The organism is Chryseobacterium sp. CH21 (genome assembly GCF_004119445.1).
GTDB lineage: Bacteria > Bacteroidota > Bacteroidia > Flavobacteriales > Weeksellaceae > Chryseobacterium.
This window is the reverse complement of sequence record NZ_QICI01000010.1, coordinates 100,299-112,122: the sequence shown is the minus strand read 5'-3', so window position 1 is coordinate 112,122 and position 11,824 is coordinate 100,299. Positions and strand designations below refer to the sequence as shown.

Sequence of the window (11,824 nt, the reverse complement as noted above, 5' to 3'; positions counted from 1 at the left end):
TAACTTTAATAAATTGACAAAAATATTATAGCATCAATAATTATTCATTGAATATCAATTCTCTGGAAAGTGAGTAAAATAAAAGAGTCTGACCATTGGCCAGACTCTTTCTTTATAGGTTTGTCTTTCTTTAGAAAGCGTTAATTCCTGTAATATCTAAACCAGTGATTAACAAATGAACGTCATGAGTTCCTTCGTAAGTAATTACAGATTCAAGGTTCGCAGCGTGTCTCATCATTGGGAACTCACCCATGATTCCCATACCACCAAGGATCTGTCTTGATTCTCTGGCAATTTCAATAGCCATATTTACGTTGTTACGTTTTGCCATTGAAATTTGAGCCGGAGTTGCTTTGTGGGCATTTTTAAGGTTTCCTAACTGAAGACATAATAACTGAGCTTTTGTGATCTCTGTTAAGAATTCAGCTAATTTTTTCTGCTGTAGCTGATAAGAAGCGATTGGCTTTCCAAACTGTTTTCTTTCCTTAGAATACTGAACAGCAGTACAGTGGCAGTCAATAGCTGCACCAATTACTCCCCATGAAATTCCGTATCTTGCAGAGTTCAGACAAGATAGAGGTCCTTTTAGTCCTGTTACTCCCGGAAGAAGGTTTTCTTTCGGAACTTTTACATCATTAAATACCAGTTCTCCGGTTTTAGAAGCTCTTAAGCTCCATTTATTGTGAGTTTCAGGAGTGGTGAAACCTTCCATTCCTCTTTCAACGATTAATCCCTGTACTTTTCCTTCCTCATTTTTTGCCCATACCACAGCGATATCGCATAAAGGAGAATTGGTGATCCACATTTTAGCTCCATTTAAAAGATAATGATCTCCCATATCTTTAAAATAAGTTTCCATAGAACCTGGGTCTGAACCATGGTTAGGCTCTGTTAATCCAAAAGATCCGATCATTTCTCCGGCAGCAAGCTTAGGAAGATATTTCTTTTTCTGTTCCTCAGAACCGAATTCGTTAATAGGGAACATCACCAAAGAGCTCTGTACCGAAGCAGCAGAACGTACTGCAGAATCTCCTCTTTCCAATTCCTGCATAATCAGACCATAAGAAATCTGGTCTAATCCTGAACCGCCATACTCAACCGGGATGTAAGGTCCCAAAGCTCCGATTTTCCCCAATTCTCTCATCAGATTAGGAATATCTGTATGATTTTGAGCGGCCTGATCTATCTGCGGCATTACAAAACTTTCAACCCAGTCTCTTACAGATTGGCGGATTAGTTTGTGTTCTTCGGTAAGTAAAGCATCAATTCCATAATAATCAGGGATGCTTGTAAGAGGATAATATGACATGATTTTTTGATTTGGTTAAAAGTAACATTTTTCGTGGTGTCTGAAAAGTTTTTTTAGAAACTTATTTTGATGTTGGTTTTCAGAGATATAATGCTACTTTATGAGTGATTTGGGTTAAATTTATATTTTTATGACTCCTCATCATTTGAGATGGGATACTGATTGGTAGAATTATGAACTTCAGTTTTAAATTTATACAGATACGGCGCTTTATTAGCAGAACCGTCATACAGCTTTTCCATTCTGTCAAGGATATTTAAACTTAAAATTTTTCGCTGAAAATTATTTCTTCTGAATTTTTGTCCCAAAATAGTCTCATAAAGAGCCTGAAGGTCTTTCATGGTAAATTTTTCCGGAAGCAGGTTACTTGCCGCTACTTCTGTGTTGATGTTCATTCTCAGGTATTCCAGACCGGTTTCTATGATTCTGTCATGATCGAAAGCCATCTTGGGCAAATTATTCACTTCAAACCATTCACAGCTTTCATTGAAAGCATCAGGAAAAGTATCCGTTAATGAAAAATCAATAAGGCTGCAATAACCTACCGTCACAAAACGCTGGAAAATCCAGTGGTCTGCAGGAACGGTTATTCCTTTATTTTGAAGAAGAATCTGATGAACATTATTTTCTGTACGGTCTATTCTTCCAAACGTGTGAAACTGCTTCAAAAATAAACCTTTAAGATGAGTCCTTTCATACAAAACCCTTTCAGCAGCTTCTCTAAGATCTTCGTCATTGAAAACAAAACCACCTGGAAGCGACCACAGGTCCAAATCATGATATTTTAAAAGCAGAACTTTCAGAATGTTATTATGAAAGCCGAATATGGTGCAGTCAACAGAAATATGCGCTACGAAATCTTTAGTATCGATAAGTTCCCGAAGCGTTTCTTTACTTTTTGTGTCTTTGATTTTCATGGTAGTAAAAATAAAACTATTTTCTATTTGTGACAGTAAAATATATTAAACTAATCACAAAAAGCAGAATTACAGAGGATAAGATGTATAATGGATAGTAATTTAATAACTGTTTTTCAAATAAAACTGCCATAATAATTGAACTGACAGAGCTGCCCAGAGAAGAAAAAATCACAATTAGGGATGTGAACAGGTTAATTTTATCTTTATCCACCTGCGCAATCATTCTTGAGTTGATAACAGGGTAGAGAGGGGAAAGGAACAATCCAATAACCGGAAATAAAAAAAGAAGCATTCTGGAATCTTCCGATTCAAAATATTGTATGCTAACGATAGTGACTAGTAATGTGATGATCAGAATCATGCATGTAATGTAGTATTTTGGCAGTGCAAATCTTTTGATAATATTGGCAGTAGCTGTTCTTCCGGCATAAGAAAAAAGAGATAAGAAAGAAGTGGCCTGAAGAGCAAAAAAAGAATTGACTTTCAGATGGTTTTTGTAAAAAGAAGGAAGCCATGAATTGAATCCCTGCTCTACAAAGACAATAAAGAAGACTACTCCTAAAAATAAAGCCACTGCCGGAGTGGTAAATCCTGATAGTTCCGAGAGAATACTTTTGTCTTCCATAGGCTTAGATTCTACTATTTCTACCCTGGAAAGCAGATAAATAGTAAATACAGATAATAAAGCAATCAGTAAGAAGCCAAATTTCCAGAATTCTGAATATTGACTGGAAATAACCCACCCAAAGCCGGTATTCACCACAAAAATTCCGATCATAAAAGAAGCTTCCACATTATTCATGGTTTTGGCCAGAGATTTTTCGTCTGAAATATTATTCCTGATGATTCCAAAAACACAGATCTTACCGATGGCAAAACAGGCTCCTATGATAGCAAACCACAATTTATAAAACCAGAAAACTTCTACAAATGGAAGAAGACAGCAGCAGAATCCAACGATGGATAAAGCTAAAATCAATGCTTTTTTAGGTCCGGTTTTGTTAATAAAGCTCACCGCAAAAAGCGAAATAAAAGCAATAGGTAAATCTTTAAAAGACTCCAGCAGCCCCAGCTCTCCATAAGTGATTTTCTCCTGAGACAACTGCAGAATCACAAGTCCCATACAGTTTAAAACCATTGAAAAAATAAGAAAGGTAAGTTTTAAGGGAAGAGAAATTTTTGAAGGCTTGACGATCATTTTGGGAGATATCTTTATTAATTTTTTATGATATTTTATGAAATATTGATGCGAAGATAGGGCTTCTAACCCTGAAAAATAAAAGAAAAATTAAAATATTTATGAATAGAATGTTAATTAATTAAAAAAATATATTTTTATTGTCTCAATTTGAGAATTAAACAATAACTGTATATGAATGTAAGAATATCAAGAAGCGTAGGAGTGGTTGCCGTCCTCTATTTTACGGCCAACTTCAGTGCCCAGACCACCAAGGCAAAGGACACACTTGCTAAAGAAAACAAAATAGACGAAGTTGTAGTCATTGGTTACGGTACTCAGAAAAAGAGTAATGTAACAGGAGCTATAGCAAGTATTAAAGCCAGTGATATTGAAAATATTCCATCTGGTAAACCGGAGCAGGTATTACAGGGAAGGGCAGCCGGGGTTTCCGTCGTAACCAATTCAGGACAGCCCGGAGCTGCTGCTACTGTGCGCGTAAGAGGGATTACCAGTTTTGGAGCAGGAAGTAACAGTCCTTTATGGGTAGTAGATGGAATTGTAGTGGATAATATTGGCTGGCTGAATCAGTCTGATATAGAAAGTATTGAAGTTTTAAAAGATGGAGCTTCATCAGCAATCTATGGAGTTTCTGCTGCAAAAGGGGTAATTCTGGTAACCACTAAAAAAGGGAAAAAAGGAAAACTTACTCTTTCTTACAATGGATTTTATGGTTTTTCAAATGCTTCAAAAAAGCTGGATCTTCTAGATGCCACACAATACGCAAAAATTATCAATGAAGGTTTCGTTAATGATGGAGGAACTCCTAGGTTTACCAATCCGGAATCATTTGGAAAAGGAACAGACTGGCAGGATGCTATTTTTGGGACTGGAGAAAAATCTTCTCACGAAGTAAGCATTACCGGAGGTAACGAAAAATCAACATACTACACCTCTTTCGGATATTTTGATCAGAGTGGTATTGTATTGAGTGATATTTCTTACTACAAAAGAATTAATGCCAGATTTAACTCAACACATAAGGTTACGGATTACCTGACGTTAGGTCAAACCTTTGCTTATACCCACGTGAAGTCTCAGGGAGTAAGTGCAAATGAAGAATTTGGAGGACCGCTAGCTTCAGCAGTTAACCTGGATCCTACCACTCCGGTTGTCGTAACAGATTGGTCAATGGTAGATCCGAGTGGTTATACAAACCCTTACATTATTCGTGATCCGAATGGTAACCCTTATGGAATTTCAAGATATGTAAATCAGGAAATGACCAATCCACAGGCTTTCCGTCATATACAGCAAGGGAATTATAGCTGGTCAGATGATTTTGTCGGGAATGTTTTTGCCGAACTTAAGTTTCTTGATCATTTTACATTTAAGTCCAGTTTGAATGGTAAGAAATCCTATTGGGGAAGCCGTTCTTTTACTCCGAAATATTATTTAAGTCCAAATTATAACAATACCAGCTTTAACAGTCTGAATAAGGTGGACGAAAATAAATTCGAATGGAGTATGGAAAATACCTTGACCTACCAGAATAAGTTCGGAAATCATAATATCAACATTATGATTGGGCAGGGTGTTTACCGATACAACATTGCTGGCGGTGCTAGCCTTACCTATAGTAACCTGCCTATTGATAACTGGCAGGATGCTTCTTTCAACTTTAATATTCCGCAGGATAATATTACTGCCACAGGATGGGATGGGATTCAAACCCGTAAAGCATCTTATTTTGGTAGAATTATTTACGATTATGCAGACAAATATTTGTTCACAGGAACAATTCGTAGAGATGGATCTTCAAAGTTTGCTACCAATCAGCATTGGGGAACTTTCCCATCTATGTCATTAGGATGGAATGTTCATAAAGAAAACTTCTGGCCTGAAAATAAAGTCATCAATAACTTAAAACTTAGAGGAGGTTACGGTGTTTTAGGAAATGATGAGATGGATAATTTCAGATTTGCAAGTTTCATGGTTTCAGGAAGTAACTATACCAATTCTGGAAATAATATCATCATTGGATATGCGCCAAGTACATTGGAAAATCCAAATCTGAAATGGGAACAGACCAGCCAGCTGAATATTGCTGCAGATTTAAAATTATTCAACAACTTTACCCTTACAGCAGACTGGTACAAAAAGAAAACAACAGATATTCTTAGACAAATCAATATTCCTGGTTATGTAGGAGTTCCGAATTTACCTTGGTCAAACGTTGGAGACATGCAGAATTCCGGTCTGGAGCTTGAATTAGGATATAAAAAGAACTGGGAAGATTTCGGAATTTCAGTGAATGGTAACTTCGCTACCATAAAGAATGAAGTTTTGAGATTGGAAGATGATATTAAATACTTCAACCTGGCTTCTTTCCAAACAATGGGAGCAGTATCTAGAGTAGCAGTAGGACAGCCTTACGGATCTTTCTATGGGCAAACTTATAGTGGCGTTTTCCAAAATCAGGCACAAATTGATAACTATGTAAACGCGAATGGAGTAAAATTACTACCTGATGCAAAACCGGGAGACTTTATCTGGCAGGACAACAATGGAGATGGTAAAATTGATGATGAAGATAAAGTAAACCTGGGAAGTTCCATCCCGAAATATACTTTCGGACTTACGGTGAATCTTAATTACAAGAATTTTGATTTAATGATGTTTGCTCAAGGGCAGGCTGGTAACAAAATTTTCCAAGGTTTAAGAAGATTAGATATGCTTGATGCTAACTATCAGACAAGAGTCTTAGACAGATGGACAGGTGAAGGTTCTACCAATGATAATCCTAGAGTTACACGTAATGACCCTAATCATAACTATTCATGGATGTCTAATTATTATCTTCAAAAAGGGGATTATGTACGTTTGAAAATCGTTCAGCTAGGCTATACAATTCCTCAGGATGTTACCAAACGTTTCGGAATGAGCAAAGTAAGGTTGTATATCACTGGAGAAAACCTTGTTACTTTTACAAAATATACAGGATATGATCCTGAAATTGCAGGAAGAAACAATTCTGAGCAGGATATTATTGGTGTAGACAGAGCTTACTACCCACAGGCGAGAACATTCCTGATAGGGGCTAATATTCAATTTTAATGACTAACAAAATGAAAAATAAGAATTTTATATATAAAGGACTTGCCGTAGCTTTTCTGACAGGTCTGAGTTTTACCAATATGGGCTGTAGTGATTCCTATCTGGATGATGTACAGAATTCAGGATCTTTTAATACTGATTTGTATTTTCAGAATGAACAGCAGTCTTTCAGTGCACTGGTTTCAGTATATGATCTTTTAAGAAAATATTCCGGAGGTTTCGAAAATACGGTTACCTTTTTTAATGCAGGATCTGATGATTTTTATTCCGGAGGAGGAAACTCTAATGATGGAGCAGGAATTCAGGGACTGAATAACTATATGATCAACCCGAATACAATGCCAGCCAGTTACTGGAGAGACTATTATCAGGGAATTGCACGTGCTAACCTTTTAATAGAAAGAGTTCCCGGAGCTAATATGAGTGATGATATTAAGAAAAGATATATCGCAGAAGCAAAAGTTCTTCGGTCCTTATATTATTTCGAACTGCTAAGAATGTTTGGAAATATTCCTTTGATCCTAAAATCCGTAAAATTTGATGATGATTATTGGAATATTCCACAGGCTAATCCAAGTGATGTATATACTCAGATAGAAGGTGATATCAATGCTGCCATTCCGGATCTGATGATGGTATCAAGCGGTAATGATAAAGGAAGAATCACACAGGGAACTGCAAGAGCTATTTTAGGTAAAATTTATCTTTATGATAAAAAAATGCCTCAGGCAGCTGCACAGTTTGCTGAAGTAAATGGTACTCCTGGAGGAACCAGTCAATATGGATATAAACTGGTAGCCAATTATGCAGACTTATTTAAAGTAGGTCCTGAATTATCAGATCCTTATAAATTTTCAACAGAATCTATCCTTGAAGTAATGCATACCAATAAAGGAAACTCTGATTGGGGATTCTGGGGGCAAGGCAAAGATGAAGGAAACTCTATTAATGTGATGGTAGGACCTCGTTCTTATTCACTAAAAAGCATCCCGAATAATGATGCACCGGATATTTATTCCGGGTGGGCATTTAATACCGTAACAGAGAATTTTGTTACTTTCATGCAGGGAGATCCAAGGCTTAATGTAACCGTTTTCAATGCAAAAAAATTGGTAACAGATGGTAAAATTACTTACAGCCCGGCATTTGCTGATACAGGATATTTCTTAAATAAATACTTACCTACGAATGCTTTAAAAAGCTCACTTCCAGGGCCCGCAGAACTTAATTTCCGTCAAAATTATATCGCAATAAGATTAGCAGATACTTATCTGATGGAAGCTGAAGCGTTAGGAGGAGCTGGAGCAAGAGCCCAGGCTTTATTAGATGCAGTAAGAGCAAGAGTTGGATTAGCATCGGTTCCGGTTTCTTTGCAGGCCATTAAAGATGAGAGAAGAAGAGAACTAGCAGGAGAAGGACACAGATGGTTTGATCTTGTAAGATGGGGGGATGCTCCTTCCAAGCTTGCCTTCAAAGGATTTAAAGCCAACAAAAATGAAATTCTGCCAATCCCGTTCAATGAATTGCCGAATACCGTTTTAAAACAAAATCCTGGATACTAAACATGAAGTTTTACAACTTATATAGTTTCTTTAGAGGTGCCGCACTACTTAGTGGTGTGGCCCTTTTTCCTTTATCATGTATATCAGTAATGTCCAATAAAGGAAATGAAGTGCAGTACTGGCTTACAAAAGGTGATGAAAGTGTAAAATTACAGCAGCAGACTCCGGTTAAATTTGTAAATAATACCAACAGCTTTCAGAATATTGAAATTGATGATGCTCAAAAGTTTCAATATGTTGATGGCTTTGGATATACATTAACAGGTGGAAGTGTTGAGGTAATTAACAGACTTTCCCCTTTAAAAAGAAAAGCACTGCTTGCTGAACTTTTCGGAAATGATAAAAATTCAATCTCCATAAGCTATTTGAGATTGAGCATAGGTGCTTCTGATCTTGATGGTGAAGTGTTCTCCTACGATGACCTGCCGGAAGGACAAACCGATACTTCACTTTCAAAATTCAGTCTGGCAAAGGACAAAGCGTTGATTTCCATGCTTAAAGAGATCTTAGCGATCAACCCCAAGATTAAAATCATTGCTGCTCCGTGGTCTGCCCCGGTTTGGATGAAAGACAACGGAAAATCAAAAGGAGGAAGCTTAAAGCCGGAATTCTACGGAACGTACGCGCAATATTTTGTAAAATACATTCAGGGAATGAAAAAAGAAGGAATTACCATTGATGCTGTAACTCCTCAGAATGAGCCTTTACATCCGGGAAATAACCCAAGTTTGTATATGCCGTCTGAACAACAGGGCAATTTTATCAAAAATCATCTTGGTCCTGTTTTTAAAACCAATGGAATTTCTACCAAAATTGTTGTTTATGACCACAATTGCAATAAGCCTGAATATGCTATTGATATTCTAAAAGATTCTGAAGCCAATCAATACATAGACGGATCCGCTTTTCATTTGTATGAGGGAGATATTTCCGCATTAAGTACCGTACATGATGCTTTTCCTGATAAAAACTTATACTTTACTGAACAGTGGACAGGTTCCAAAGGAACTTTTACAGAAGACCTGAACTGGCATACGAAAAACGTAATCATCGGTTCTATGAGAAACTGGAGCAAAATTGCTTTGGAATGGAACCTTGCCAACGATCCGAAATTTGCACCGCATACAGATGGTGGATGTACAGAATGTAAAGGAGCTATTACCGTTTCCGACAGCGAGAATTTTACCAGAAATGTCTCCTATTATATTATTGCACACGCTTCAAAATTTATTCCGGCAGGATCTCAGCGTATCGCTTCATCACAAACGGATAAACTTGCTACTGCTGCTTTTAAGACTCAATTTGGGAAAATAGTGTTAATTGTTCAGAACGATAATAAAGAAGATGAAAATTTTAATATTAAATTTGCCGGGAAAACCGCTGCTGTAAGAATTTCAGGACGTTTTACAGCAACTTATATTTTTTAATTGGATTTTATGAAAAGAGTTTATTTTTTACTTGCATTTTCTGCATTTGGACTGAATGCTTACGGACAAAAAACAATTGATCAGAAAGTAGCAGAACTGCTGTCTAAAATGACTTTGGAAGAGAAAGTAGGACAAATGGTTCAGTACAGTGGGTTTGAATATGCCACAGGGCCACAGCATTCCAATTCTGCTGCTGTCTTGGATGAAATTAAAAAAGGAAAAGTAGGCTCTATGCTGAATGTGGCAGGATCTGAAGAAACCCGAGCTTTTCAGAAACTGGCCATGCAGTCAAGACTGAAAATCCCTTTGCTGTTCGGGCAGGATGTTATCCATGGATATCGTACCACATTTCCTGTGAATTTGGGGCAGGCAGCAAGCTGGGATATGGGAATGATTGAAAAATCAGAAAGAATTGCAGCTACGGAAGCTGCTGCCTATGGTATTCACTGGACATTTGCTCCAATGGTGGATATTGCCAGAGACCCAAGATGGGGAAGAGTAATGGAAGGTTCCGGTGAAGATACTTATTTGGGAACAAAAATAGGTTTGGCAAGAATTAAAGGATTTCAGGGCAGAGGTTTAGGAAGTCTTGATGCGGTGATGGCATGTGCAAAACACTTTGCAGCATATGGAGCGGCCGTAGGAGGAAGAGATTACAATTCGGTTGATATGAGTCTCAGACAGCTGAATGAAACTTATCTTCCGCCATTCAAAGCTGCTGCAGAAGCAGGAGTGGCTACTTTTATGAATTCTTTCAACGATATTAACGGCGTTCCGGCTACAGCTAATAAATATATTCAGAGAACCCTTTTAAAAGGAAAATGGAAGTATAAAGGCTTTGTAGTTTCAGACTGGGGAAGTATTGGAGAAATGGTTCCTCACGGTTATGCCAAAGACGCTAATGAAGCTGCAGAAAGAGCCATACAAGGAGGAAGCGATATGGATATGGAAAGCCGTGTTTATATGGCAGAACTTCCAAAACTGGTTAAAGAAGGAAAAGTAGATCCAAAACTGATAGATGATGCAACAGGAAGAATTTTAACCAAGAAATTTGAAATGGGACTTTTCGATGATCCTTACAGGTTCAGTAATGAGAAAAGACAAAAAGAACAGACCGATAATCAGGAAAACAGAAAATTCGGAAGAGAATTCGGCTCAAAGAGTATCGTTCTTCTTAAAAATCAGGGAAATATTCTTCCACTTTCAAAAACGGTAAAAACAGTCGCTCTGATTGGTCCTTTCGGGAAAGAAACGGTGGCTAATCATGGTTTCTGGTCTATTGCTTTCAAAGATGATAATCAGAGAATCGTTTCACAATTTGACGGAATTAAAAATCAACTGGATAAAAACTCCACTTTATTATATGCCAAAGGCTGTAACGTTGATGATCAGGACAAAAGTCAGTTTGCAGAAGCCATAGAAACTGCGAAAAAAGCTGATGTTGTCATCATGACTTTGGGAGAAGGTCATGCGATGAGCGGAGAAGCAAAAAGTAGAAGTAATATCGGATTTACTGGTGTTCAGGAAGATTTATTGAAAGAAATTGCCAAGACTGGAAAACCAATCATTCTGATGATCAACGCCGGAAGACCTTTAATTTTCAATTGGGCTTCAGACAATATTCCTGCAATTGTGTACACATGGTGGTTGGGAACAGAAGCCGGAAATTCCATTGCAGATGTTGTATTCGGTTCGGTAAATCCTGGCGGAAAACTTCCAATGAGCTTTCCAAGAACAGAAGGTCAGATTCCAGTGTATTACAATCATTATAATACCGGAAGACCTGCAAAAAATAATACAGACAGAAACTATGTTTCCGCTTATATAGATTTGGATAATGATCCGAAATACCCATTTGGATACGGCTTAAGCTATACAGATTTTAAATATTCCGATATGGCTTTAAGTTCCACAAAGCTTACAGGAAATCAAATATTGAACATCAGCGTTACTGTTACCAATACCGGGAAATACGATGGAGAAGAAGTTGTACAGCTTTATATCCGAGATCTTTTCGGAAAAGTGGTGAGACCTGTAAAAGAGCTGAAAGGTTTCCAGAAAATATTCATCAAAAAAGGAGAAAGTAAAAAGATCGATTTTAAACTTACTCCGGAAGATCTGAAATTCTTTGATGACGAATTAAATTTTGATTGGGAAGGGGGAGAATTCGATATTATGATCGGAACCAATTCTCAAAATGTTCAGACCAAAAGAATTAACTGGACGAAATAGATTGAAGAAAATTCAATAGGAGCGGGCTCAAATCCAGAGCATAGTCGAAGGAAGCCCACTCATCATATAAAAATATAAAA

At 37.3% G+C, this 11,824-nt stretch carries 7 protein-coding genes; 4 read left to right on the top strand and 3 right to left on the bottom strand.

Annotated elements, in window-relative coordinates:
* Positions 1-130: 130 nt before the first annotated feature.
* The 3 genes from BOQ62_RS01005 to BOQ62_RS00995 all read right to left on the bottom strand — a co-directional run bounded on the left by BOQ62_RS01005 (position 131) and on the right by BOQ62_RS00995 (position 3,427).
* Entirely contained in the window at positions 131-1,309 is a 1,179-nt protein-coding gene (locus tag BOQ62_RS01005) for an acyl-CoA dehydrogenase family protein (protein WP_129036584.1), read from the bottom strand.
* Between the two features lie 128 nt (positions 1,310-1,437).
* On the bottom strand, positions 1,438-2,226 hold the full coding sequence (locus BOQ62_RS01000) for an NUDIX hydrolase (RefSeq protein ID WP_129036583.1): 789 nt from the start codon (positions 2,224-2,226) through the stop codon (positions 1,438-1,440).
* 16 nt (positions 2,227-2,242) lie between these two features.
* Positions 2,243-3,427 (bottom strand): MFS transporter, encoded by a 1,185-nt coding sequence (locus BOQ62_RS00995; protein WP_129036582.1) that lies wholly within the window; start codon positions 3,425-3,427, stop codon positions 2,243-2,245.
* A gap of 174 nt (positions 3,428-3,601) precedes the next feature.
* Here BOQ62_RS00995 and BOQ62_RS00990 point away from each other — a divergent pair, with 174 nt between their 5' ends.
* The 4 genes from BOQ62_RS00990 to bglX are packed head-to-tail and all read left to right on the top strand — an operon-like array spanning position 3,602 to position 11,744.
* Positions 3,602-6,523 carry a SusC/RagA family TonB-linked outer membrane protein gene (locus BOQ62_RS00990; RefSeq protein ID WP_129036581.1) on the top strand — a complete coding sequence of 974 codons (2,922 nt, stop codon included), beginning with the start codon at positions 3,602-3,604 and terminating at the stop codon, positions 6,521-6,523.
* 11 nt (positions 6,524-6,534) lie between these two features.
* A complete protein-coding gene (locus tag BOQ62_RS00985) occupies positions 6,535-8,085 on the top strand; it encodes a RagB/SusD family nutrient uptake outer membrane protein (RefSeq protein WP_129036580.1) in 1,551 nt (516 codons plus the stop codon).
* 2 nt (positions 8,086-8,087) lie between these two features.
* The gene (locus BOQ62_RS00980) at positions 8,088-9,512 is read left to right on the top strand and encodes a glycoside hydrolase family 30 protein (RefSeq protein ID WP_129036579.1); all 1,425 of its coding nucleotides are present in this window, start codon (positions 8,088-8,090) and stop codon (positions 9,510-9,512) included.
* A gap of 9 nt (positions 9,513-9,521) precedes the next feature.
* The gene (gene bglX / locus BOQ62_RS00975; RefSeq protein WP_129036578.1) at positions 9,522-11,744 is read left to right on the top strand and encodes a beta-glucosidase BglX; all 2,223 of its coding nucleotides are present in this window, start codon (positions 9,522-9,524) and stop codon (positions 11,742-11,744) included.
* The last annotated feature ends 80 nt before the right edge of the window (positions 11,745-11,824 follow it).